17 protein-coding genes are annotated in these 24,235 nt (G+C 69.7%); 11 read left to right on the top strand and 6 right to left on the bottom strand.

Translation table 11 applies throughout. The features are described from left to right. Positions 1–5: 5 nt before the first annotated feature. Positions 6–311, bottom strand: a complete 306-nt coding sequence (locus K8625_RS36870) for a hypothetical protein (protein WP_141324330.1) — start codon at positions 309–311, stop codon at positions 6–8. 256 nt (positions 312–567) lie between these two features. Here K8625_RS36870 and K8625_RS36865 point away from each other — a divergent pair, with 256 nt between their 5' ends. The 3 genes from K8625_RS36865 to K8625_RS36855 all read left to right on the top strand — a co-directional run bounded on the left by K8625_RS36865 (position 568) and on the right by K8625_RS36855 (position 5,948). Beyond that, a complete protein-coding gene (locus K8625_RS36865) occupies positions 568–1,119 on the top strand; it encodes a molybdenum cofactor carrier protein (protein ID WP_223785327.1) in 552 nt (183 codons plus the stop codon). 133 nt (positions 1,120–1,252) lie between these two features. Beyond that, the gene (locus K8625_RS36860; protein WP_046714650.1) at positions 1,253–1,654 is read left to right on the top strand and encodes a hypothetical protein; all 402 of its coding nucleotides are present in this window, start codon (positions 1,253–1,255) and stop codon (positions 1,652–1,654) included. 10 nt (positions 1,655–1,664) lie between these two features. Continuing rightward, positions 1,665–5,948, top strand: coding sequence for an AAA family ATPase (locus tag K8625_RS36855; protein ID WP_223785326.1), 4,284 nt, complete (start codon positions 1,665–1,667; stop codon positions 5,946–5,948). On the opposite strand, the gene K8625_RS36850 is transcribed toward K8625_RS36855, so the two are convergent. Continuing rightward, positions 5,933–7,348 carry a radical SAM protein gene (locus tag K8625_RS36850; protein WP_223785325.1) on the bottom strand — a complete coding sequence of 472 codons (1,416 nt, stop codon included), beginning with the start codon at positions 7,346–7,348 and terminating at the stop codon, positions 5,933–5,935. The two genes, K8625_RS36855 and K8625_RS36850, sit on opposite strands and share 16 nt — an antisense overlap. A 505-nt stretch (positions 7,349–7,853) precedes the next feature. Here K8625_RS36850 and K8625_RS36845 point away from each other — a divergent pair. Continuing rightward, complete coding sequence (locus K8625_RS36845) at positions 7,854–8,390, top strand: YceI family protein (RefSeq protein ID WP_223751645.1); 537 nt, start codon at positions 7,854–7,856, stop codon at positions 8,388–8,390. Positions 8,391–8,393: 3 nt separating this feature from the next. Here K8625_RS36845 and K8625_RS36840 read toward each other — a convergent pair whose 3' ends face one another. Next, complete coding sequence (locus K8625_RS36840; RefSeq protein ID WP_223751646.1) at positions 8,394–9,356, bottom strand: endonuclease/exonuclease/phosphatase family protein; 963 nt, start codon at positions 9,354–9,356, stop codon at positions 8,394–8,396. A 298-nt stretch (positions 9,357–9,654) separates the two neighbouring features. Between K8625_RS36840 and K8625_RS36835 the strand changes: the two genes are divergently transcribed. Further along, the gene (locus K8625_RS36835) at positions 9,655–9,795 is read left to right on the top strand and encodes a hypothetical protein (protein ID WP_223751647.1); all 141 of its coding nucleotides are present in this window, start codon (positions 9,655–9,657) and stop codon (positions 9,793–9,795) included. Between the two features lie 13 nt (positions 9,796–9,808). Here the strand turns inward: K8625_RS36835 and K8625_RS36830 are convergent, their stop codons facing one another. Both K8625_RS36830 and K8625_RS36825 read right to left on the bottom strand, forming a co-directional pair. Further along, positions 9,809–10,702, bottom strand: a complete 894-nt coding sequence (locus K8625_RS36830; protein WP_223785324.1) for a sulfotransferase domain-containing protein — start codon at positions 10,700–10,702, stop codon at positions 9,809–9,811. 86 nt (positions 10,703–10,788) lie between these two features. Then, positions 10,789–11,085, bottom strand: a complete 297-nt coding sequence (locus K8625_RS36825; RefSeq protein ID WP_223785323.1) for a hypothetical protein — start codon at positions 11,083–11,085, stop codon at positions 10,789–10,791. Positions 11,086–11,256: 171 nt separating this feature from the next. Between K8625_RS36825 and K8625_RS36820 the strand changes: the two genes are divergently transcribed. From K8625_RS36820 to eno, 4 genes are read left to right on the top strand one after another with little or no spacing between them, the layout of a single operon-like run. Further along, a complete protein-coding gene (locus tag K8625_RS36820; protein ID WP_223785322.1) occupies positions 11,257–12,693 on the top strand; it encodes a DUF3375 domain-containing protein in 1,437 nt (478 codons plus the stop codon). After that, a complete protein-coding gene (locus K8625_RS36815) occupies positions 12,690–13,304 on the top strand; it encodes a DUF4194 domain-containing protein (protein ID WP_223785321.1) in 615 nt (204 codons plus the stop codon). The genes K8625_RS36820 and K8625_RS36815 overlap by 4 nt, the downstream gene beginning before the upstream one ends. Further along, positions 13,301–16,684, top strand: a complete 3,384-nt coding sequence (locus K8625_RS36810; RefSeq protein WP_223785320.1) for an ATP-binding protein — start codon at positions 13,301–13,303, stop codon at positions 16,682–16,684. The genes K8625_RS36815 and K8625_RS36810 overlap by 4 nt, the downstream gene beginning before the upstream one ends. Positions 16,685–16,744: 60 nt before the next feature. Further along, a complete protein-coding gene (eno, locus tag K8625_RS36805; RefSeq protein ID WP_223751653.1) occupies positions 16,745–18,028 on the top strand; it encodes a phosphopyruvate hydratase in 1,284 nt (427 codons plus the stop codon). Positions 18,029–18,083: 55 nt separating this feature from the next. Here eno and K8625_RS36800 read toward each other — a convergent pair whose 3' ends face one another. After that, positions 18,084–19,115 (bottom strand): hypothetical protein, encoded by a 1,032-nt coding sequence (locus K8625_RS36800; protein ID WP_223785319.1) that lies wholly within the window; start codon positions 19,113–19,115, stop codon positions 18,084–18,086. A gap of 185 nt (positions 19,116–19,300) precedes the next feature. Here K8625_RS36800 and K8625_RS36795 point away from each other — a divergent pair, with 185 nt between their 5' ends. Together K8625_RS36795 and K8625_RS36790 are read left to right on the top strand one after the other, a co-directional pair. Next, positions 19,301–20,401 carry an ornithine cyclodeaminase family protein gene (locus K8625_RS36795; RefSeq protein WP_223785318.1) on the top strand — a complete coding sequence of 367 codons (1,101 nt, stop codon included), beginning with the start codon at positions 19,301–19,303 and terminating at the stop codon, positions 20,399–20,401. Beyond that, on the top strand, positions 20,401–24,235 hold a 3,835-nt coding region (locus K8625_RS36790; protein ID WP_223785317.1), incomplete at its 3' end, for a non-ribosomal peptide synthetase. The genes K8625_RS36795 and K8625_RS36790, both read left to right, overlap by 1 nt.

Raw genomic sequence — 24,235 nt, 5'->3', positions numbered from 1 at the left:
CACCCTCAGTCGTGCGTGCCGATGTGCTGGTCGCCGTGCCGCTCGCAGACCCAATGGAACGCGCACGAGCACGCCACCGCGCGGGCACTGGAGCAGCACCGCCCACCGAAGTGCTCGGGCAGGGGAAGGGCGTCGTCCTCCGGCGGGTCCGGCAACAACCTCGGCGCGCCACGCCCCGACTCCGCGGGGTACTCGTCACAGCACCCTCGCTCCATGCAGCGCGGGCACAGGGACAGCTCACAGTTGGCGCACCAGTCGAAGATTTCACCGGGGCCACCACGTCGCTCACATCCACCACAGGTGTCGAACACGGCCACCTCCAGGCTTGACGTGAAGCAGGTTACGGAGGGGGTCTGACAGGCCAGGGCGCTGGGGCGCGGAGCACCCCTGGGCGCGCCGCGTCCTGCAAGCGTCATTTCGGGCTCTGTCGGAGGGTGGATCCTTCCATCGGTGAACGGCGGACGCGGACTCTGTGCCGCACTGAACGGTTGCGCCGGATGCGTGGGACGCACATGGAAGAAGCTGGGGGTCGGGCCGGTCACATCCGCGGGAAGGAGCAAACCAGTCATGAGAAAGGAACGGCGGATCATCGGCGTGTTCGGCTCGGGGCGGCAGGAGCACCTGGAGCGCGTCATTCCGTTGGCGCGGTGGATCGCCGAGGCGGGGTTCGACCTGCTCACCGGCGCGGGCAGCGGCGTCATGCGCGCGGCGGCGGACGCGTTCGTCCAGGTGGTGGGCCGGCGGGGCATCTCCATCGGCATCGTCCCCGGCACGGTGAAGGACGGCGAATACGTCCCGCGCCAGGGCTACCCCAACCCGGGCGTGGAGCTGGCCATCTACACCCACCTGCCCTTGAGCGGTGAGCAGGGGACGGATCCACTCAGCCGCAACCACATCAACGTCCTCACCCCTCACGCCCTGGTGGCCCTGCCCGGAGGCGCCGGCACCGCGGCCGAGGCCGTGCTGTGCGTCCGCTACGACAAGCCCATCATCCTCTTCGGCTCGCCCGATGAGTTCCGCCGCTTCCCCTCCGGCCTGGAGCGCACCGACTCCCTGGAGCGCGTCGCCGAGTTCCTCCGCGCCGCCGTCCTCGAGCCCGCCCGCCCTCCTGCTCCCTGAGCTTGGAAACCCAGGAATCCTCGTCTGTTTCGAGGGTGCTCGAAGCCGGGTGAAAACCGACTAGGATGGGGAGCCGGGGGCACTGCCGCTCCACGCTGAAGACCGGTTTCCGCGTCGTTCCTCGTGCGTCGACATGATCAGTGCCGAATACCCGCTGGCAAGTTGGTTCCTGGCCGTCTCGACGACGTTCTTCCTGTTGGTGTTCGCCCTGCCGCTCCTCCTGATGCCGCTGCGTTGGTCTCGCTGGTTGGGCTGGGCGCCCATGCAGGGCAACACGGACCTGACGGTGTACTTCGGCCGGTGCCTGGGCGGGGTGGCGCTGGCCATCATCCTCACGGTGATGCGCTACATCCCGGACCCGCGAAGCCAGCCGGCGCTCTTCGAGCTCATCGGCTGGGTGTGCGCGGCCATGGTGGTGGTGCACGCGTGGGGGGCGTTGAGGAAGGCGCAGCCGTTGTCGGAGACGCTGGAGACGTTCCTCTACGCCGGGGTGGGCGTGGCGGCGATGTGGATTCGCTTCAGGACGTTGGGCTGAGGGCGCCAGCATGTCGTCGGCCGACATCGACCTGGTGCTGTCCTCGCTCCGGCCCTACATCCCTGGCGCCCTGATTCGCAGGCTGGAGGACACGGAGGCGCACGCGCTGCCGCCGGTGGAGTCGGTGCGCGGCGCCATCCTGGTGCTGGACATCGCGGGCTTCACGCCCATCGTCGTGCGCCTGAGCGGTGAAGGGCCTCGCGGCATCGACGCGCTCCAGCGCCTCTTGCGCGGCTACTACACGGAGATGATCGACGTCGTGAAGGCGCACGGCGGCGACATCTACCAGTTCGCCGGTGACTCCATCCTCGCCTGCTTCGAGCCCGCCTCCGACGAGGGCGACGCGGAGGCGGTGGCGCGCGCGGCCCGGTGCGCGCTGGACGTGCAGCGAAGGCTCGCTCCTTTCTCCCGACTGGAGCTGCTGGGGCAGCGCTTCGGTGTGTCCTCGCGCATCGGCATCGGCGTGGGCGAGTCGCACCGCATCGTCCTGGGGACGACGGGCATGTGGATGCACCCGGCGCTCGTCGGCCGGCCGCTGGAGCAGGCGGTGGCCGCCGAGAAGCGGGCCCGGGTGGGCGAGGTGCTGCTGAGTCCGGAGGCCTGGGCGCTCCTGCCGGACCTGGCGCGCGTGGGCGAGGAGTGCGACGGCGCCTACCGCCTGGAGCCCTCGGTGCCGCTGGAGGCACGGCCTCCGCCGGTGTTCGACGCGCCGGGCGGCGAGGAGCTGGTGGGCCGCTGCGCGCTCCTGCTCCACCCGGTGCTCTTCACGCGCATCACCACCGCGCACCAGGAGCTGGGCGGTGACTTCCGCGACCTCACCTGCTTCTTCCTGCGCTTCAAGACGGACCACGGGCCGTCCGAGGTGGAGGCCTTCACCCGCGAGCTGAACGCCTTCTACGAGTACGTCCAGCGCGAGAGCGCGCACCACGGCGGCGTGCTCCTGATGACGGACTTCACGGACAAGGGCAACGTGCTCTACGTCCTGTTCGGCGCGCCCACCGCCCAGCAGAACAAGGAGGTGCTGGCCAGCCGGCTCGCGTGCAAGCTGGTGCGCGAGCGCGAGGCCTACCCCTACGTGCGCGAGCTGCAGATTGGCATCGCCACGGGGCACGCGTACTTCGGCGACATGGGCTCGCCCTGGCGCAAGGGCTACTCGGCGCTGGGCGAGGTGGTGAACCTGGCCGCGCGGCTGATGACGTACGCGGACGGGGTGGGCATCCACATCGACGCGCAGACGGAGCGCAAGCTGCAGCAGGGCGGCTTCGCCACGGAGTTCGTCGAGGACGCCACGCTCAAGGGCGTCACCCGCGCGGTGCCCATCTTCCGGCTCAAGGGCGAGGTGCGCCGCAGCCTCTTCGTGAAGGGGCGGGGCGGCATCGTCGGCCGGCGGCGCGAGCTGGGGCAGCTGCAGGCCGCGGTGGAGGAGTCGCTCCAGGGCGCGGGGCGCCTGTGCGTGGTGTCCGGCGAGGCGGGCATCGGCAAGTCGCGCCTGGGCGCCCGGGTGGTGGAGGAGGCCGAGTCGCGCGGCGCGCGCAGCCTGTACGGCATCTGCTACTCGTACGAGATGTTCACGCCCTTCTTCCCCTGGAAGGAGGTGCTCGTGCAGCTGTTCGGCCTGCACGAGGGCGATGACGTGGACGCGCAGCTGCTCCGGGTGCGGCAGGGGCTCGACAGCCTGGAGGACGTGGGGCCGGAGTGGACGCCGGTGATGGCGCACATCCTGGGCCTGAGCGTGGCGGAGGACGCGGCCACCTCGGGGCTGGACGCGCGCCACAAGAACCAGAAGGTCTTCCACATCATCTTCCAGCTCCTGGAGAAGCACGCGCGCAAGACGCCGCTCCTGCTCTTCTTCGAGGACCTGCACTGGGCGGACAACATCTCCGTCGACCTCATCGAGTACGTCGCCGCCCGGCTCGCGCCCCTGCGCCTGACGCTGCTGGTGACGATGCGGCCCGGAGAGCAGCTGCGCGGCCTGGAGCACCTGCCGTACCTGCGCAAGCTCGACGTCTCCAGCCTGGATGACGAGGACACGCGGGCGCTCTTGCGCGTGCACCTGCGCATGGAGCCGCCGGACACCGCGCTGGAGGACCTGCTGCTCTCCAAGGTGCAGGGCAACCCGTTCTTCGCGGAGTCCATCGTCCAGGGCATGGTGGAGGGCGGCTACCTGGGGCCGGTGTCGCCGGGCGCGGCGCGGCGCGAGCTCAAGCGCGGCCTGCAGACGCTGGTGCTGCCGGACTCCATCCAGGACGTGGTGCTCGGGCGCATCGACCTGCTCAGCGAGACGGAGAAGCTGGTGGTGAAGGTCGCGTCCGTCATCGGCCGCATCTTCACGCTGGACGCCGTGGCGGCGCTGGCCCCCGGCTCGGTGCCTCGCCAGCGCATCCGCGAGGCCATCGACACGCTGACGCACCTGGGGCTCATCCTCCTGGAGGTGGAGGAGCCCTTCACGTGCATCTTCAAGCACATCGTCATCCGCGACGCCGCGTACAACACGCTGATGGTGTCCTCGCGCGAGGACCTGCACCGGCGCCTGGCGCTCTTCCTGGAGGCGCGCGCGGGGGAGAACACCGCGCCGTCCGCGGGCATCCTGGCGTTCCACTTCCTCGCCGGGAACGACGAGGTGAAGGGCCTGGAGTACACGCTGATGGCGGCGCGCGGCGCTCGCTCGCAGTACGCGAACGACGACGCCGTCCACCACTACAACAAGGCCATCGAGATCCTCGCCATCACCCAGGCGTTGGACCCGGACGAGGTGCTGCTCAAGACGCGCCGGGTGATGCAGGAGCTGGCGGAGACGCTCTTGCAGGCGGGCAACTACGCGGGCGCCATCCACATGTTCGAGCAGTGCCTGGCGGACGAGGACCAGGACCCGCGCCGCGCGGAGCTGCACCTGGGCCTGGGCCGCGCCCACCAGGAGAAGGGCGAGTCCAAGCGCGCCATCCAGGAGCTGGAGCGCGCCATGGACTTGATGGGGCGTCCCATGCCGCGCAACCTGTTCTCACTGGCGCTGCGCACGCTCCTGGCCTTCGGGCTGCACCTGCTCTACGGCCTGTTCCCCTTCCTCGCCCGGCCGCTGGGGCCTCGGCTGCCGCTGTACCTCAAGCAGCTGTCCACGCTCGTCTCGCTCATCAAGATCTACTACTTCAAGGACCTGGCGAAGCTCACGTGGGCGACCATGGTGGCCACCATCATGGCGGAGCGCTCGAAGGGGGAGCGGGGGCTGAGCCTGGCGAGCAGCTACTACGGCTCGCTGCTGTTCGGCTCGGGCTTCCTCGGGTTGTCGAAGCGCTGGTGCCAGCGGGCGCTGAGCTACGCGCGGCAGGCGAGGGACCCTTCGGCGGAGGGCATCGCGCTGTCGCGCCTGGCCACGCTGTCCATCTTCAGCAACAAGCAGGCGGAGGCCACGCAGTACGCCGAGCAGTCCATGGCGCTCTTGCGCCAGGTGCGCGACATGTGGGAGGTGCAGACGGGGCTGATGATGCTGGGCTCCAGCCAGTTCCTCGCCTCGCGGTTCGAGGGCGCGGAGGCCGCGTACGTCGAGATGGGGAAGATGGGCGAGGAGCTGCACGCGCTCATGCACCAGGGCTGGGCGCACTCGTGGGTGCCCATGTGCCGCTACCTGCGCGGCGAGGGCGAGGTGGGCGAGCTGTGCGCGGAGCTGGAGCAGGGGCTACGCATCAGCATCGAGGTGCAGGACCTGGCCAACCAGTGCGCCAGCCTCAACCACCTGGTCAACGTGACGGTGCGAGAGCACCAGGTGGAGGAGGCGGGGCTGATGGCGGTGCGCGCGGACGAGGCGCTGTGGCGCTACCACGTGCTCGTGCCGTTCCTCCAGATTGGCCTCGTGGACGCGGCGGAGGGTGCGCTGTTCGCGCTGGAGCAGGGGGCGCAGGCGGTGCCGCGCCAGACGCTGTGGGCCATCGTCCGCCGGTGTCTGTTCAAGGCGCGGCTGCTCGCGTGGCGCTATCCGTACATGAAGGGCCCGGCCTTGCGCGTGTCGGCCCGCGCGCTGGCGCTGAAGAAGGGCGGCAAGGCGGCCGAGTCGCTGTTCCTGCGCGCCATCAAGACGCTGGAGGACACGCCGAACCGGTGGGAGACGGGCGTGGCGTACCACGACGCGGCGGTGGCGCTGCCGCACCGGCGCGCCGAGTTCCTGGCCCGGGCGCGCGCCATCTTCGAGTCCATTGGCGCGAAGGCGGAGCTGCGCCGGCTGGACCGGCTGGAGGCCGAACTGGGGATGGCGCCCGTGGTGGAGGCGTCACCCCCGGCGGGCGGGCGTCAGGTGAGCTGCTGAGGCTTCAGGCCCAGCGCCGCCATCTGCCGCGTGTCCCAGTCCTCGAGTGCGTCGAGCCCCGCGATGTAGCGCCGGGCGGGGTTCTTCAGCGGGTTGCGGATGCTGAGGATTTCGGGGCCGGAGAAGGTGATGACCTGCTTGTAGCGGGGCAGGTTGCTCAAGGTCAGCTTGGACCAGTAGTGCCTCGCGATGTTGGGCAGGCTGCCCAGCTGGCCGCAGAGCCGGTGGAAGTGCTCGATGACCTCGGAGGGGTGCAGGTTCTTCGGCCGGTGGCAGAGGGTGTAGCCGTCGTAGTCGCGGCTGACGGTGCCCGGCAGCAGGCGGTTCTCGGCCTGGAGCTCGCGGAAGAAGGGCGTCTCCGGATAGGGGCAGACGATGCCGAGGAAGGTGACGGAGAAGTAGCCCAGGTCCGAGAGGTACATGGGCAGCTTCTCCAGGTACTCGTTGGTGTCGCCGTCGGAGCCGACGATGAGGCCGAAGGACAGGAGGATTCCGGAGGAGAAGACGCGGCGGATGACGGCGTCCACTTCGGAGAGCGTGTTCTGGCCCTTGTTCATCGCCTTGATGGACTCGGGGTTGAGGGACTCCAGGCCGGTGTAGACGTAGCGGCAGCCGGCCTTGGCCATCAGCTTGACCAGCGACTCGTCCTTGAGGACGTTGAAGGTGAGGGCGCAGCCCCAGGTCTTCTTCAGGGGGATGAGCGCCTCGCACAGCTCGCGCAGGTACTTGGGGGAGCCGCCCAGGTTGTTGTCGAGGAAGATGAAGGCGTCCTTCATCAATCCCAGGTAGTTGGGGTTCCAGCGCATGCGTGTCTGGATTTCGTCGAGGACCTGGGCGACGGGGCGGTAGCGGTAGCGCTCGTGGCCGGTGAGGACGCAGAAGTTGCAGCGGAACGGGCAGCCGCGGGACGCCTCGATGCCGGGCAGGCGGACCTTGTTGTGCTCGAAGTCGATGAGCTCGTAGCGATACGGGCGGATGGCGGTGGGGCCCGAGGAGGGCAGGGCGTAGCGCTTCTGGAGCCGGCCCTGCTCGAAGTCCGCGATGAGCGCGGGGACGTTGGACTCCGGCTCGCCGGTGATGACGGCGTCGAAGTGCGCCTGTGCGTCGTCGGGGAAGTGGTTGGCGTGCCGGCCTCCCGCGACGGTGGTCATCCCGCGCTGGCGGAAGAGCGTGGAGAGCACCTTGGTGTGCTCGTAGTAGGAGTGCAGGTACGAGAAGAAGACCAGGTCCCAGTGACGGTCCATGGGGAGGTCGACCTCCTTCTCGTTGAAGATCTCCACCTCGGCATGCTCCGGGCACAGGCCGGCGATGAGCTCCGGCACGGCCGACTGCATGATGGAGGGTTCCTTGATGCGCAGACGGGTGGGGTGCGTGTACGTGGAGATGACGGCGATCCGCATGCGGGACTGTGGCTCCTGGAAGAAGCGGACGCGCGTGAGGAGCCGCCAGCCGGCGGTCGGGTCTCCCCCTCACGAGACCGTGTCTCCAGAATCCCTCCGGGAAGGCGGCTTGGCAAAATGCCAGCGCCGTTCTCCGGGTGTTTCATGACGCCGCCGGGGTGTCCGAGTGGACGGGCCTTGCTTGGCTTTACGGTCGCTCTTACCGCGGGACTCGCGGCAGTGGGCACGCGGCACGTCTCTCGGGGAGACACGGGCTGCTTCGCGTCACCGGTTTCCCGGAGGTTGCTACCTTAGGACCGTTAGTAGGGCTTGGTTGCGTGTCGGACCCGTACGGCCAGACACCCCGGCGACGAAGATTCTCACCGCCTGTGCTCGTGGTGACGCGCGGTGGACGACTCCTCGGCGCGGGGCCTGACAGCGGCTGTGATTGGCGTAGGATGGCTGTGTCGGCCGTGACCCGCTCACCCGACACTCCCCCTCGATTCGCACCGACGAGCTCCCCCTCATGCCCGTGACCTCCTGGAACATCGACCCCGCACATTCCACCGTGCTCTTCATCGCCCGCCACATGGTGGTGGCGCGCGTGCACGGCCGCTTCGAGCGCATCTCCGGCTCGCTGCGCGTGGACCCCGAGCAGCCCACGCGGGGCGAGGTCGAGGTCTCCGCAGACACGGCCAGCATCTACACGGGCGCGCCGGAGCGCGACGCGCACCTGCGCTCGCCGGACTTCCTCGACGCGGAGGCCGCGCCGAAGCTCACCTTCCGCAGCACCCACGTGGAGCCCACCGGCGGCGCCAGCTTCCGCCTGTCCGGCGAGCTGTCCATCCGCAACGTCACCCAGCCCGTCGTCTTCGAGGCGCGCCACACCGCCACGTCGAAGGACCCGTGGGGCAGCACGCGCCTCATCTACACGGCGCGCGCCACCATCAACCGCTCCGACTACGGCATCCGCTGGAACAAGACGCTCGACAACGGAGGGTGGCTCGTCGGCGAGAAGGTCGACATCGAGCTCGACATCCAGGCCATCCCCGCCGCGAGCTGAGCGTCAGGGCCCCGGCATGAAGTCGGCCTTCACGGCGGCGTGGTCCGAGCCGCCGTAGCCGCTGCCGTCCCGGACCGCGCGGAACGAGCCCGGCACGTACGTGCCGGCCGCGTTGTTGGCCACGAACAGGTGGTCGATGGCCTGCTTGCGACCGGAGTAGTTGTACGTCCACGTCTGGTCGTCCGGCCGGTCCTTCGCCACGCGCTTGAGCATCCCGTCCTGCTCCAGCGCGTCGATGGGCGCCGAGCCCGGCGTGTCGTTGAGGTCCCCGCCCATCACCACCAGCGAGCGGGGCGCGCGCGCCGCCGCCTGCGTGACGATGTCCCGGGCGGCGCTGGCCTCCGCGTAACGGCGGCCCGGGTCATCGTTCGACTTCGCCTTGAAGTGCGCCGCGAAGACGATGACCTCCTTGCCGTTCACGTCCAGGTGCACCTCCAGGAACTCACGAGCGAAGCGCGTGGACGAGCCGTCCGGCCGCGTCAGCGCGCGGTGCCGGTGCGTGACGACCGAGGTGATGGGGAACGCGGAGAGCACCCCCACGTCCACGCTGGCCGGCTCGTGAATCTCACCCAGCACCGCGTGCGGGAACTCCGGCAGCCGCGCCTGGAGCGCGTCCAGCCCCGCCTGCGTCTCCACCTCCGCCAGCAGCACCACGTCCGCGTCCAGCAGCCCGATGGCGCCGGAGAGCCGGGCCACCTGCGCGTCGAACTCGTCGCGCGTGGGCAGCTCCTCGTACTCCGTGCCCCCACACCGACCCGAGTCGCAGACGGTGTCGAACAGGCGATGGACGTTGTACGCCGCGATGCGCACGCTGCCCTCGGGGCGGATGGCCTCCCCATCGCCGTTGCCGCACGGCCCCGAGGGGCACTCGGCGCCCGGGAGGTCCGGAGGCGGGCGCCCGTCACAACCGAGCAGTCCGACGAACAGTCCCCACACCAGCCGTGCGCGGAGGAAGGAAGGACCCAACGCCCCGACGTACGCCAGGGGCCGTGCACCGCGAGTGGACAGGTGAGGCATGCGGCCGTGCACACTACCACTCCGCGCCCGCGCGGACGCTGTCCGTGCACGATTGCACTCGTGACGCGAGCTGCTAGTTTGCCGCGTCACGCGAGGTGTTCCAGGAAACCGCGTGCCTGCCCGGTCTCCGGGGCAGCGGGCTCACGGGGCGACTCGGCTCACGAAGCGGCGAGGGGTGGAACCGGACCTCCGCCGTGCCGACCCGGGCGCGAGGCGTCAGGTTGTGGAAGTGGAAGGAGGCGAGGACATGATCTGGGAAATCCTCATCGGCGCGGCGGTGATGACGCTCGTCACGGTGCTCTTCACGGGGCCGGGGATGTGGAGCTCCACGTGGGGCTGGAAGAACAACAAGCAGAAGGGCAAGGAGCCGTCCAAGCCGGACGTGTAGGCGACCACCCGCGTCAGGGCCCGGTGCCCCGCATGCCCAGGCGCTGACGGGCCGAATCCACCCGCGCGTCCAGCTCGGCGCGCTGCGCCTCGTCGAGCATCGCGCGTCCCTGGCCCACGCCCCCCTGGTGGATGAACGTGCCCCGCGCCAGCGCCGCGGCCCGGGGGCCCAGGTTGTCGAAGCGCTGGGTGTGCTGCTTCATGTAGGCGATGCCGCAGTGCTCCAGGATGTCGCCCATCCGGGACTCATCGATGGGCAGCCCGCAGAAGGCGGCCACGCGCCGCACGCCCCCCTCCAGGTCCTGGACCAGGTCCTCGTAGCGCACGTGGAGCACGTTGGGGTCCGCGCGGTGCGGCCACCAGGACTCCAGATGCGTGAGCCACGGGTCATCCAGGTCCATCACCACGCGGAAGAAGCGGTTGAAGTCGAGCGGCGTGTCCTCCACCAGGTAGTGGTGGTGGTAGAGCGACTTGAGCGAGTCGGCCGCGTTGCGCGTCACGTACAGGATGCGGCTGTCCCGGGGCGGCTTGAGCTGCGAGTAGGGCAGGTGCGTCTTGATGATGCGCGGCGACGGCAGCCCGTCCAGCAGCGCCTCCGCCTTCGCGTCGCGGACCAGCTGCTCCAGGAAGGGTGAGATCTGGTTGATGTGCTCGAACTCACCGCGCCCCTGCGTGACGAGCTGGTAGACGATCATCTGCATCCACGTCGTCCCCGCCTTGGGGCTGGTGGCGATGTAGATGTCGCCCGGCCTGGGCTTGAGCCACGTGTGGCGCAGGCGCACCCAGCGCAGCCGCTCGGCGGCGCCGGCGAGCACTCCGGACAATCGGGTCAGCCCGATGATGGTCTGACGCAGCAGGAAGCGAAGCCACGGACGGCGAGGGCGCGCGGAGGGAGCGAGGGCCGACATGCGTCGGCCACTATGCCCAATCGCGCGGAGACAACCAATGCTGGAAACGCGTGGAAATCTGGAGTCTGTCCCGGTCGAGGCCAGGGTTATTCGCAGACGCCCGGACAGTCCGCGCCGCCCGCGCCGGGAGTGCAGGAGTCGGTGGGGTCGTCGACGCAGCGCGCATCCTCTCCAGAGGCGACGCAGCCACCCAGGAAGCCGCCGCAGCACTCGCGGTAGCCCGCGGGGATGTCGCAGCTGGACGCGTAGGCCGTGCAGTCGCCCGTCGGCGAGCGCGCGAAGACGGTGCGCTCGACGCACGGCTCCCGCTTCACGTCGTCCGAACCACACGCGCCCCACAGCAGCGCGCCCAGCAGCCAGCCTGTCGTCGCGAGCTTGTTCATGGTCGCCATCCTGACAGCTTGAGCGCCTGGCGCGCGACGAATCTGTGGCGTCTGTCATCGCGCCGACTGCACGCGAGCAGCCAACCAGGCAGGGCACGCGCGAGCCCTCAATCCAGCCATCCCCTGACGTCACCCGGGCATGTCAGAGGTGGGGTGTATGGATGATGCGTCATGGACTTCACGACGCTCGAGACCTTGCGTCTGAAACACCCCGGCTGGCGGTTGCTCGTCGCGGACCACGCGCCGCTCATCGTCGGCTTCCTGCACCGGGTGTTCGTCGCATCCAACGCACGCGCCATCGCCCAGCGGGAGCTGGTGCTGCGGCTGGAGGACCATCTGCACGCCCTGCGCGAGCAGCGGGGCGCGGCCGCGTTCCCGCGCTCGGCGAGCGCCTATCTCGATGAGTGGGCGGCCGACGGCACCGGCTGGCTTCGCAAGTTCTATCCACCGGAGATGGACGAGCCGCACTTTGATTTGACGCCCGCGGCGGAGCGCGCCATCCGGTGGCTCGTCCAGCTCACCGAGCAGCCCTTCGTGGGGACCGAGTCGCGGCTGCTCACCGTCTTCCACCTGCTCCAGGAGATGACCGAGGGCACCGAGGTGGACCCGAAGGCGCGGCTCGCGGAGCTGGAGAAGCGCAAGGCGGAGCTCGAGGAGGAGATAGCCCGCGTGCGCGAGGGCCATCTGGAGTTGATGGACGAGTCCGCGCTCAAGGACCGCTTCCAGCAGATGTCCGACACGGCGCGCGGCCTGATGTCCGACTTCCGCGCGCTGGAGGACGGCTTCCACGCGCTGGACCGTCGGGTGCGCGAGCGCATCGCCACGTGGGAGGGGACGCGTGGCGAGCTGTTGGAGACGGTGCTGGGGGAGCGCGACGCCATCAACGGCTCGGACCAGGGGCGCAGCTTCCGCGCGTTCTGGGACTTCCTCATGTCGCCCGAGCGCAAGGAGGCCCTCACCCGCAACCTGGAGCGGGTGCTGTCGCATCCGGCGATTCAATCCCTCCAGCCGGACGCGCGCCTGCCGCGCATCCACTTCGACTGGCTGGAGGCCGGCGAGCACACCCAGCGCACCGTGGCGCGACTGTCCGGACAGCTGCGCCGCTTCCTGGATGACCGTGTGTGGTTGGAGAACCGCCGCATCCTCCAGGTGCTGCGCGGAATCGAACGCAACGCGCTGGCGGTGCGCTCGCGTCCTCCGGGCGAGGGCTTCATGTCGTTGGAGGAGCTGGCGCCTACGCTCGAGCTCCCCCTGGAGCGGCCCTTGTATGGGCCGCCCGCCCGCGCGCGGATGGCGGACGAGGAGGTGAAGGAGGCGACCGACGACGTCCCGTCGGAGGCGCTGTTCAACCTCGCGTTCATCGACAAGGCGCGGCTGCGGCTCAACGTGCGTGAGGCGCTGCAGGCGCGCGAGCAGGTCTCGCTCGCGGAGCTGGTGCGCGAGCATCCGCTCCAGCACGGGCTGGCCGAGCTCGTCACGTACCTGAGCCTCGCGTCGGAGGACCGCAAGGCCTCGGTCGACGACGCGCGCACGCAGGACCTCTTCTGGACCGATGCGAGCGGCGCCACCCGCCGCGCCTCCCTTCCCCTGGTGCTCTTCGTCCGATGATGACCCCCGCGATTCGTACCGCCGATGCCGCCGACACCCTGTCCGTCGTGCTCGTCTCGCTCCTGAAGGGCGCGGTGTACCGCGACGAGCACGCGGGCGTGTGGCAGGCCCTGCTCCAGCTCCAGCCGAAGGTGCGCGAGCAACTGGCCGTGCTGGGCTTGAAGCTCGTGCTCGACGAGCCGGAGGGCTACGCGTTCCTGCGCCAGCGCTCGGAGTCGGAGGGCGGCGTGGAGCTGCCCCGGCTCGTGGCGAGAAGGCAGCTGGGCTACGGGCTGAGCCTGTTGCTCGCGCTGCTGCGCAAGAAGCTGGCGGACGTGGACGCGGCGGCCGGGGGCACGCGGCTGGTGCTGCGGCGCCACGAGGTGCACGAGCTGGTGCGGCTGTTCCTCCCGGAGGGCACCAACGAGGTGCGCTGGGCGGAGCGCGTGAACCAGGACCTGGAGCGCGCGGTGGGCATGGGCTTCGTGCGCCGGCTGGGCGAGGAGGAGGACACCTTCGAGGTGCGTCGCATCCTCAAGGCGTTCATCGACGCGCAGTGGTTGGAGGACTTCGAACGGCGGCTGGAGGCGTACCGCGTCCGGCTCGTCGAGGAACAAGGAGGCACGGAATGAGCACGGTGCGAACCCTCACCCAGGCGGACCTGCTGGACATCGGCGCGCCCAACGAGCGCGCGGGGTTCCGGCTCCACCGCTTCGAGGTCTACAACTGGGGCACCTTCCACCAGCACGTCTGGCATCTGGATCTGCATGGGGAGAGCGGGCTGCTCACGGGAGACATCGGCTCGGGCAAGTCGACGCTGGTGGACGGGCTGGTGACGCTCTTCGTCCCGCCGCAGAAGCTGGCCTACAACAAGGCGGCGGGCGCGGAGGCGAAGGAGCGCAACCTGCGCTCGTACGTGCGCGGCCAGTACAAGTCCGAGCGCGGCGACGCGGGGCAGGTCGCGCGGCCCGTCTACCTGCGTGACGCGCCGACGTACTCGGTGTTGCTGGCGCACTTCCACAACGAGGGCTACGGGCAGGACGTCACGCTCGTGCAGGTGATGTGGATGCGGGAGCCGGAGGGCCAGCCGGTGCGGCTCTATGTCGTGGCGGACGGGAAGCTCTCCATCGCCGAGCACTTCTCGCGCATCGGCTCGGACCTGAACGCGCTGAAGAAGCGCCTCAAGTCGCTCGCGCGCGAGGTGCACGAGACCTTCCCGCCGTATCAGGCCGCGTTCCGCCGGCGCTTCGGCCTGGAGAACGAGCAGGCGCTGGACCTGTTCCTCCAGACGGTGTCGATGAAGTCGGTGGGCAACCTGACGGACTTCGTGCGCCACCACATGCTGCCGCCCTTCGACGTGGAGACGCGGCTGTCGGCGCTCATCGGCCACTTCGACGATTTGCACCGCGCGCACGAGGCCGTGCTCCAGGCGAAGCGGAGGGTGAGCCGGCTGGAGCCGCTGGTGGCGGACCACGAGCGCCACGCGGTCCTGGCGCGGGAGCTCGAAGCGCTCCGGCTGTGTCGGGAGGCGCTCCGACCCTGGTTCTCCGAGCAGAAGGCGCGGCTGTTCGAGGAGCGGCTGGCCAGCGTGCGCGACGAGCGCGAGAAGCTGCGCGCGGAGGCGGAAGCGCTTCGCGAGCAGCGCGAGCGGCAGGGCACGGAGCGCGACGGGCTGCGGCAGGCCATCTCCGCCAACGGGGGAGACCGGCTGGAGACGGAGAAGGCGGAGTTGACGCAGCGGCGCCGCGAGCGGGACGAGCGCGCGCTGAAGTCGGACCGCTACGCGCGGATGGCCCAGTCGGTGGGGTTGCCCGCGGTCACGGACCTGGACCTCTTCCTTTCCAACACGCGCGCCATCCAGCTCCAGCGCGAGGCGGCGGCGCGCGAGCTGGCCGAGGTGCAGGAGTCGCGCACCGAGCTGGGCATGGCGCTGCGCGATTTGAAGAAGTCGCACGAGGCCGTGGCCGTGGAGCTGGAGTCGCTGCGCCGTCAGCGCTCGAACATCCCCGCGCGCTTCCTCCACCTGCGCGCCCGGCTGTGCGCGGACCTGGGGCTGTCCGAGGAGGCGCTCCCGTTCGCCGGTGAGCTGCTGCGCGTGCGTGACGAGGCGCGCGACTGGACGGGCGCCATCGAGCGCGTGCTGTACTCGCTGGGCACCTCGCTGCTGGTGGCGGACGCGGACCATCCCCGCGTGAGCCAGTGGGTGGAGCGCACCCACTTGAACGAGCGGCTGGTCTACTACCGCGTCCGTGAGGACGGGCTCGCGAGGCCCCAGGAGCCTCGCCCCGATTCGCTCCCCGGCAAGCTGCTCATCAAGCCCGGCTCGCACATGGGCGGATGGCTCTCGGCGCAGCTCGCGCGGCAGTTCGACTACACGTGCTGCGACACGCCGGAGCAGTTCCAGCGCGCGCGCCAGGCCCTGTCCCGCTCGGGGCAGGTGAAGACGGGCGGCGAGCGACACCTGAAGGATGACCGGCGGCGCATCGATGACCGCTCGCAGTGGGTGCTCGGCTGGACGAACGACTCCAAGCGCCAGTCGCTGGAGTCGGAGGGCAAGGCCCTGGAGACGCGCCTCCAGGCGGCCTCGGCGAAGTGGGAGGCCCAGGAGCAGCGCCACGCGCGGCTGCGTCAGCGGGCCGAGCAGCTGGGGCAGCTCGCGGTGTTCGACAGCTTCCGGGAGCTGGACTGGCGCTCGGTGGCCAGCGACATCCAGCGCCGGGAGGCGCGGCTGGGCGAGCTGGAGGGCGAGTCCGACGTGCTGCGGGGCTTCGAGCGTCAGCTCGCCGCCATCGAGAAGGAGCTGGCGGCGACGGACACCGCGCTGAAGGCGGTGGAGAAGCGTCAGGGACGGCAGGATGAGAAGGAGGAGGCGGCTCGGCGGACGCTGGCGACGTGTCAGCGCACGGCGAGCGAGACCCCCGAGTCCATCCGGGCCTGCTTCCCGCGCGTGGCCGAGCTGTGCGCGGAGGGGCAGGGCGAGCTCCTGCTGGAAGCGGAGGCGTGCGACGAGCGCGAGCGTCAGGTGCGCGAGCGGCTCCAGTCGCGCATCGACGGCGAGGCGCGCAAGCTGGAGCGGGTGCGCGACGCGCTGTTGTCCGCGATGCAGGCCTACCGCGCGGAGTTCCCGGTGGAGACGCAGGAGCTGGGCGCGAGCCTGGAGGCGGCCGGGGAGTACGTGGCGCTGCTCCACTCGCTGCGCGCGGACGACCTGCCGCGCTTCGAGGAGCGCTTCAAGCGCCTGCTCAACGAGAACACCATCCGTGAGGTGGCCAACTTCCAGGCGCAGCTGCACCGGGAGCGGCACGGCATCCGCGAGCGGGTGGACACCATCAACCGCTCGCTGAGGGCCATCGACTACAACCCGGACCGCTACATCGTCCTGGAGCTGTCGCCCACCCAGGACGCGGACATCCGCGAGTTCCAGCAGGACCTGCGCGCCTGCATCGAGGGCACGCTCGGCGGCGCGGAGGAGGACGCCTACTCCGAGCAGAAGTTCCTGGACGTCAAACGCATCATCGAGCGCTTCCGGGGCCGTGAAGGCTCCGCGGACGCGGACGCGAAGTGGACCGGGCGCGTCACGGACGTGCGCAACTGGTTCAGCTTCTCCGCCTCCGAGCGCTGGCGCGCGGACGACCAGGAGCACGAGCACTACGCGGACTCGGGCGGCAAGTCGGGCGGACAGAAGGAGAAGCTCGCGTACACGGTGCTGGCCGCGAGCCTCGCCTACCAGTTCGGTCTGCAGTGGGGCGAGACGCGCTCGCGCTCGTTCCGCTTCGTCGTCATCGACGAGGCGTTCGGCCGGGGCTCGGACGAGTCCGCGGCGTACGGCCTGGAGCTGTTCCGCCGGCTGGACCTGCAGCTGCTCATCGTGACGCCGCTGCAGAAGCTTCGCGTCATCGAGCCGTACGTGGCCAGCGTGGGCTACGTGCACAACGAGGAGGGACGTCGCTCCCGCGTGCGCAACCTCTCCATCGAGCAGTACCACGCGGAGCGCGAGGCCCGGAGCGCCTGAGGCGGACGCTCGGGGCCCTGTCTCCTTGACGCACTGGGGACCCTTCGCTACGAAGGCGCGATGACTACAATCGTCGGTGTCGTAGGCCGTGAGATAATCGACAGTCGCGGCAATCCCACTGTCGAAGTCGACGTCATCCTGGAGAACGGCATCCGCGGTCGCGCCGCCGTTCCCTCCGGCGCGTCCGTTGGTACGCACGAGGCCGTGGAGCTGCGGGATGGCGACAAGCGCCGCTACCTCGGCAAGGGCGTGCAGAAGGCCGTCGCGGCGGTGAACAACGAGCTGTTCAAGGCGGTCCGCGGCCTCAACGCGGAGTCGCAGCTCGAAATCGACGAGACGATGATTGCGCTCGACGGCACGCCCAACAAGGGCAAGCTGGGGGCGAACGCCATCCTCGGCGTGTCGCTGGCCGTGGCCAAGGCCGCCGCCGCCGCGCGCGGGCTGCCGCTCTACCGCTACGTGGGCGGCGTCTCCGCCAGCCTCCTGCCCGTGCCGATGATGAACATCATCAACGGCGGCGCGCACGCGGACAACGCCATCGACTTCCAGGAGTTCATGATCATGCCCGTCGGCGCGAAGTCGCTCGCCGAGGCGGTGCGCATGGGCGCCGAGGTCTTCCACACGCTGAAGAAGGGCCTGTCGGAAGCGGGCTTCGGCACCAACGTCGGTGACGAGGGCGGCTTCGCCCCCAACCTGACGTCCGCCGAGGCCGCGCTGGACTTCATCATGAAGTCCATCGAGAAGGCCGGCTACAAGCCGAACGAGGACATCGCCCTGGCGCTCGACTGCGCCGCCAGCGAGTTCTACAAGGACGGCGTCTACGACTACGAGGGTGAGGGCAAGAAGCGCTCCGTGGAAGAGCACGTGAAGTACCTGGAGAGCCTGGTGGCGAAGTACCCCATCGTCTCCATCGAGGACGGCCTGGCCGAGGACGACATGGCCGGCTGGAAGCTGCTCACGGACCGCATCGGCTCGAAGGTTCAGATTGTCGGCGACGACCTGTTCGTCACCAACGTCAAGCGCCTGTCGGACGGCATCAAGAACGGCATCGCCAACTCCATCCTGGTGAAGGTCAACCAGATTGGCACGCTGTCGGAGGTCATGGCCGCGGTGGAGATGGCGCACAAGGCGGGCTACACGGCCGTCATGTCGCACCGCTCCGGTGAGACGGAGGACGCGACCATCGCGGACCTGGCTGTCGCCACCAACTGCGGGCAGATCAAGACCGGCTCGCTGTCGCGCGCGGACCGCACCGCCAAGTACAACCAGCTCATCCGCATCGAGCAGGAGCTGGGCAAGCAGGCCCGCTACGGCGGCCGCTCCGTGCTGCGCGTTCGCGGCTGAGCCCGACGCCAGGGGCCGCGGGGCGAAAGCCCTCGCGGCCCTCCTGGCCCGGGCCTCACGCGGCGAGCCCCAGGTTTCGCCGCACCGCCGGCTGCCTCACCTTCCAGATGAGGCTGTCGACGATGTAGTGGTGGAAGTTGAGCGTCTGCACGATGAGCAGGCTGGCCGCTGGAATCCACGACAGTCCGCGCAGGATGAACGTGTAGAGCAGCGCGGACAGCGCCACGCACACCACCAGGTACTGGAGCATCCGCCGGCTCTGGCTCAGCGTGGACAGGAAGCGGTGCTCGGGGCTGACCTGCTCCTTGAAGCGCCGGTTGTGGAACAGCCAGACGATGAGGATGTACTGGGCGTTGTGCCACACGTTGAGGCCCAGCCAGCCCGTCTCCAGGCTCGGGATGACGAAGTAGCCCACGGCGAACATGCCCGCGTGTGTGGCCAGGTAGAGCGTCTGGGCGGGGCTGCCCGCGCCCGAGCGCAGCGCCCGCGCCTGGAGCACCGCCCACGCCGCGAAGGCCACCAGCGCGCACGCCGCCGCCGCCCACGCCGCCTCCCAGGGCACCGGCAGCATCCGCACCTCCAGCTTGAGGAAGGTGGTGGAGCCCTGCGCGGAGCGGTAGAGCAGCCCCGCGAGCGGCAGCAGGTAGAGCATCCACGCGGTGGCGGGGTTCTCCGCCGCCGGCCGCTTCGAGGCGCGGTCCAGGATGCGACTGACGCCGTAGCTCTGCCTGAGGTAGTGCCACCCCTGCCAGTAGAAGTAGATGGACATCAGCGGCCAGACGCCGCCCGCCTGGTACACGGCGAACGTCGCCGCGAAGACGAGCCCCGGCAGCACCCACAGATGGAAGCGGTGCTGACGCCGGCTCTCCGCGTCGAACCCCAGCCGCGTGAAGGTCGACACCACGTGGTGGTAGCCGAGCAGCCACACGTCCACCATCAACAGCACGGGGAACAGCGACGGCCGCGCCAGCGCCGCCAATGAGAACGCGAGCCCCAGGCCCGCCGTTCCGAGGATGAAGAAGAGGTCGAACCTGGGATTGCGAACCCAACCCCAGGACAGCGTCGCGGCGTCCGTTCGTGTGCTCACGGCTCGCGATGATAGGGCTTGTTCGTAGTTCATGTAAAACGTGCAATGTCGGCAAGTGTGGTCATGGGCAATCAGGGATGATTATTCTTCTGGGTGCGTAAAGAGATGTCGGAATGTTTTGATTGTCTTCTCAGGTGACACGGATTGATGCAGAGTGCGCGCATCTCCAGGCTGAGGGAGCGCCCGTGAAGACACTCCTCGTCACCCAGGCGGACCTGCGCAGGCTCGTGCACGAAGTGGGAATCGATGTCCTGATGGACCGGGTCATCGAGTCGTTGAAGACGGCTTTCCGAACGTTCGACCTCGCGCGCACGGAGCTGCGGCAGCGCGAGGGCTTCACGCTGCGCAACGCCCGGACAGGCGTGCTCGAGTGGATGCCGGTGATGCGGCAGGGTGAATCCATCACCATCAAAGTTGTCGGCTACAATCCGATGAATCCCAGACACTATGGGGTTCCCACCATCATCGCGACGAACAGTGTCTATGACTGTGCAACGGGCCACCTGACGGCGCTGGTGGACGGGGTGCTGGCGACGGCGCTGCGCACGGGGGCGGCGTCCGCCATCGCCAGCCGGCACCTGGCACATCCGGAGAGCCGGGTGGTGGGGCTGGTCGGCGCCGGCGCCCAGGCGGTGACCCAGCTGCATGCACTGTCGCGGTTGTTTTCCATTGAGAGGGTGCTTGTCTTTGACGTGGACCCGGTGGCGCAGCGCTCGTTCGCGGGGCGGGCGGCGTTCCTGGGATTGGATGTCCGCGCGGCGCCGTTGGAGACGGTGGAGGCGGAGGCGGACATCGTGTGCACGGTGACGTCGGTGGGCGTGGGAGAGGGGCCGGTGTTGGAGGACGGGCGGCTCAAGCCGTGGGTGCACGTCAACGCGGTGGGCTCGGACCTGCCGGGGAAGCTGGAGCTGCCGCGCTCGCTGCTGGAGCGCAGCCTGGTGTGTCCGGACTTCCTGCCGCAGGCGCTGGTGGAAGGAGAGTGTCAGCAGCTGCGGCCCGAGCAGATTGGCCCGGGCATCATCGAGGTCGTCCAGCATCCCGAGCGCTTCGGGGAGTGGCGGGAGCGGTCCACGGTGTTCGACTCCACGGGGTTCTCGTTGGAGGACGAGGCGGTGACGGGCGTGCTCATCGAGCTGGCGCGACGCCACGGCTTGGGGCTGGACGTGGAGCTGGAGTGCCTGGCCGGTGACGCGATGAATCCGTACGACCTGCTCCTGCCGGAGCCTCAGGGGCAGCCCGGGCAGGGGGCGCCAGAGGGGCCTCGGCCCACGATTCGAGTGGCGTGATGATGCGGAGCGCGCCGTCCATCGCCACGAAGCCGGAGCGGACGAGCCGTCGGCCTCCGCTGACGCACCAGCCGCATGGCGGCGTGGCGGAGCAGTCCTTCGCGCAGCAGCGGCTGTGGTTCCTCTCGCAGCTCGACGCGGGCGGAACGTCCTACAACGCGCCCTTCGCGGTGCGGCTCACGGGCCGGCTGGACGTGGGAGCGCTGGAGGGCGCGCTGCGTGACGTGGTGCGAAGGCACGAGTCACTGAGGACGACCTTCGGCGAGGTGGATGGGAAGCCGGTGCAGCGGATCCACGACGAGGTGGAGCTGTGGCTGGAGGTGGAGGAGGTGGCGGCCGCGGACGTGCTTCCAAGGGTGGAGGAGGAGGCCCGGCGTCCGTTCGACCTGGAGCGAGGGCCGCTGCTGAGGGCGAAGGTGTTGAGGGTGGGGGAAGAGGAGCACGTGCTGGTGTGGGTGGTGCATCACATCGTGTTCGATGGGTGGTCGGTGCGCTTGCTGGAGAAGGAGGTGGGAGAGGGGTACGGGGCGAGGGTGAGAGGGGAGGCGGTGGAGCCGGCGCGGCTGGAGGTGCAGTACGCGGACTACGCGAGATGGCAGCGGGAGTGGCTGAAGGGGGAGGTGCTGGAGAAGCAGCTGGGGTGGTGGAAGGAGCAGCTGGCGGGAGCGCCGCCGGTGTTGGAGCTGCCCACCGACAGACCGCGTCCCGCCGTGCAGACCTATCCGGGCGCCCTGAAGTGGATGCCGCCCCTGCCGGCCCTGGAAGAGAGGCTGCGGGAGCTGGGCCGGAAGGAAGGGGTGACGCTGTACATGACGCTGCTGGCGGCGTTCCAGGTGCTGCTGGCGCGTCACAGCGGGCAGCGGGACATCGTCGTGGGCTCGCCCTTCGCGGGGCGCGGGCAGCGTGAGCTGGAGGGCGTGGTCGGGTTCTTCGCCAACATGCTGGCCCTGAGGGCCCAGGTCGAGGACGTCCCGTTCCAGATGCTGCTGCGTCAGGTCCGCAAGACGTGCCTGGAGGCCTTCGCAAGGCAGGACGTGCCCCTCGAACAGCTGGTCGAGGCACTGCAGCTGGAGCGGGACCCGAGCCGCTCGCCGCTCTTCCAGGTGGCCTTCGTGCTCCAGGGAGAGCCGTCCGCGGCGCTCAGCCTGCCGGGGCTCGTCGCGACGGACATCCCGCTGGAGCCGGGCGTCTCCAAGTTCGACCTCACGCTGTTCGCGCGCGAGACGAGCCGCGGGCTGGTGACGTACTGGGAATACAACACGGACCTCTTCGACGAGGAGACGGTGACGCGACTGGCGGAGCGCTACGTCGCGTTGCTGGAGGCGGTGGTGGAGCGCCCCTCGTCGAGCGTCTTCGAGCTCCCGCTCGTGAGCGCGGCCGAGCGTGGGCTGCTCCTGACGGAGTGGAACGCGACGCGGACGGAGTATCCGCGCGACGCGAGCATCCCCGCGCTGTTCGAGGCACAGGTGTCCCGCACTCCGGACGCCGTCGCGGTAGCGTTCGAGGGCGAGCGCCTGACGTACGCGGAGCTGAACCGGCGCGCCAATCAGCTCGCGCACCACCTGTGTCGACTGGGGATCGAGCCCGGGAGTCGGGTGGGGCTCTTCGCGCGACGCTCGTTGGAGATGGTGGTGGCGACGCTCGGCATCCTCAAGGCCGGGGCCGCGTACGTTCCATTGGACCCGTCGTATCCGGACGAGCGGCTGTCCTTCATGTGTGAGGACTCGGAGCTCGCGGCCTTGCTGGCACCGGACGCGGCCTGTCCGTGGCTCGTCTCGGGTTCGGTGAAGCTCGTTCCCTTGGAGCCCACGGGGGCGGCGTTCGCTCACGAGCCCGAGGTCGACCTGGCGTTGCCCTTGCCGCCGGAGTCGCTCGCCTACGTCATGTACACCTCCGGCTCGACGGGGCGGCCGAAGGGCGTCTGCGTTCCGCACCGCGCGGTGGTGAGGTTGGTGAAGGGGAGCCGCTTCGCGGAGCTGGGACCGGAGGAGGTCTTCCTCCAGCTCGCGCCCATCTCGTTCGATGCCGCGACGCTGGAGCTGTGGGGGCCGCTGCTCAATGGCGCGAGGCTGGTGGTCTTCGCGCCGAGGACACCCTCGGTGGAGGAGCTGGAGGCGGGGCTGGCGCGAAGTGGCGTCACCACGCTGTGGCTGACCTCCGCGCTGTTCGAGCAGGTGATGGCCACGCGTCCCGAGGCGCTGTCCGGGGTGCGTCAGCTCCTCACGGGCGGCGACGTGGTGTCGCCCTCCGCCGTTCGCGCGCGTCTGGCGCGAGGGGGAGTCGTCATCAACGGGTATGGGCCCACGGAGAACACCACGTTCACCACGTGCCATCCGTTGACGGCGGGCTCGCGGGTGGACGGCGCCGTGCCGATTGGTCGACCCATCTCGAACACCCAGGTCCATGTGGTGGACGCGGCGATGTCGCTCGTCCCCGTGGGTGTCTGGGGCGAGCTGTATACGGGCGGCGATGGGCTGGCGTGGGGATACCTCCGTCGTCCGGAGCTGACCGCCGAGCGGTTCGTCCCGAATCCGTTCAGCGCGGAGCCCGGGGCGCGGCTGTACCGCACGGGAGACCGGGCGCGGTGGCGGCGGGATGGGACGCTCGAGTTCGCGGGGCGGTTGGACGGACAGGTGAAGCTGCGCGGCTTCCGCATCGAGTCGGGCGAGGTGGAGTCCGTGCTCGCGAGCCACCCGGACGTGCGCGAGGTGGCGGTGGTGGCGCGCGAGGATGGCCCCGGAGGACGGTGGCTCGTCGCGTACTGTGTTCCCTCGGAGGGGGCGCTCCCGAAGTCCCAGGAGCTGCGCGCGTGGGTGCGTGCGCGGCTGCCCGAGTACATGGTGCCCTCGGCCATCGTCATGTTGCCGGGCCTGCCTCTCACGCCGAACGGGAAGCTCGACCGGAGGGCGCTGCCTTCCCCCGGGGTCGAGGGCTCGCGGCGTGAGTACGTGGCGCCTCGCACGGCGATGGAGCAGGTGGTGGCGGAGGTCCTGGCCCCGCTGCTGGGCCTGGCGCGGATGGGCGTGGAGGACGACTTCTTCGAGCTGGGCGGACACTCGTTGCTGGCCACGAGGGCCATGTCGCGGCTGCGCGAAGTGGTGGGACGTGAGCTGCCCGTGCGCGTCCTGTTCGAGTCTTCGACGGTGTCCCGGCTCGCGGAGCGGTTGGAGGAGGACCACGAAGCCCAGCGCAGTCCCCTCACGCACCAGCCGCACGGTGGCGTGGTGCCGCAGTCCTTCGCGCAGCAGCGACTGTGGCTCACGTCACAGCTCGACACGGGAGGCATCTCCTACAACGTCCCGTTCGCCCGACGACTCACAGGCCGGCTGGATGTGAGGGCGTTGGAGGGGGCGTTCCGTGACGTGGTGCGAAGGCACGAGTCCCTGAGGACGACCTTCGGTGAGGTGGACGGGAAGCCGGTGCAGCGGATCCACGAGGACGTGGATTTGTCGCTGACGGTGGAGTCGGTGTCCGCGGCGGAGGTGCTGCCGAAGGTGGAGGAGGAGGCTCGGCGTCCGTTCGACCTGGAGCGAGGGCCGCTGCTGAGGGCGAAGGTGCTGAGGGTGGGGGATGAAGAGCACGTGCTGGTGTGGGTGGTGCATCACATCGTGTTCGACGGGTGGTCGGTGGGGTTGCTGGAGAAGGAGCTGGGAGAGGGGTACGGGGCGAGGGTGAGAGGGGAGGCGGTGGAGGCCGCGAGACTGGAGGTGCAGTACGCGGACTACGCGAGATGGCAGCGGGAGTGGCTGAAGGGGGAGGTGCTGGAGAAGCAGCTGGGGTGGTGGAAGGAGCAGCTGGCGGGAGCGCCGCCGGTGTTGGAGCTGCCCACCGACA

The sequence above is a fragment of the Myxococcus sp. AS-1-15 genome, from assembly GCF_020037055.1.
Lineage (GTDB): Bacteria > Myxococcota > Myxococcia > Myxococcales > Myxococcaceae > Myxococcus > Myxococcus fulvus.
Note: the sequence above shows the minus strand (reverse complement) of the source record. Positions and strands in the feature narration are given on the sequence as shown.

Excerpts from the sequence above, each read along its gene's own strand:
- K8625_RS36865 (WP_223785327.1), top strand. The coding sequence starts at position 568 with ATGAGAAAGGAACGGCGGATCATCGGCGTGTTCGGCTCGGGGCGGCAG.
- K8625_RS36860 (WP_046714650.1), top strand. The coding sequence starts at position 1,253 with ATGATCAGTGCCGAATACCCGCTGGCAAGTTGGTTCCTGGCCGTCTCG.
- K8625_RS36855 (WP_223785326.1), top strand. The coding sequence starts at position 1,665 with ATGTCGTCGGCCGACATCGACCTGGTGCTGTCCTCGCTCCGGCCCTAC.
- K8625_RS36850 (WP_223785325.1), bottom strand. The coding sequence starts at position 7,348 with ATGCGGATCGCCGTCATCTCCACGTACACGCACCCCACCCGTCTGCGC.
- K8625_RS36845 (WP_223751645.1), top strand. The coding sequence starts at position 7,854 with ATGCCCGTGACCTCCTGGAACATCGACCCCGCACATTCCACCGTGCTC.
- K8625_RS36835 (WP_223751647.1), top strand. The coding sequence starts at position 9,655 with ATGATCTGGGAAATCCTCATCGGCGCGGCGGTGATGACGCTCGTCACG.
- K8625_RS36830 (WP_223785324.1), bottom strand. The coding sequence starts at position 10,702 with ATGTCGGCCCTCGCTCCCTCCGCGCGCCCTCGCCGTCCGTGGCTTCGC.
- K8625_RS36825 (WP_223785323.1), bottom strand. The coding sequence starts at position 11,085 with ATGAACAAGCTCGCGACGACAGGCTGGCTGCTGGGCGCGCTGCTGTGG.
- K8625_RS36820 (WP_223785322.1), top strand. The coding sequence starts at position 11,257 with ATGGACTTCACGACGCTCGAGACCTTGCGTCTGAAACACCCCGGCTGG.
- K8625_RS36815 (WP_223785321.1), top strand. The coding sequence starts at position 12,690 with ATGATGACCCCCGCGATTCGTACCGCCGATGCCGCCGACACCCTGTCC.
- K8625_RS36810 (WP_223785320.1), top strand. The coding sequence starts at position 13,301 with ATGAGCACGGTGCGAACCCTCACCCAGGCGGACCTGCTGGACATCGGC.
- eno (WP_223751653.1), top strand. The coding sequence starts at position 16,745 with ATGACTACAATCGTCGGTGTCGTAGGCCGTGAGATAATCGACAGTCGC.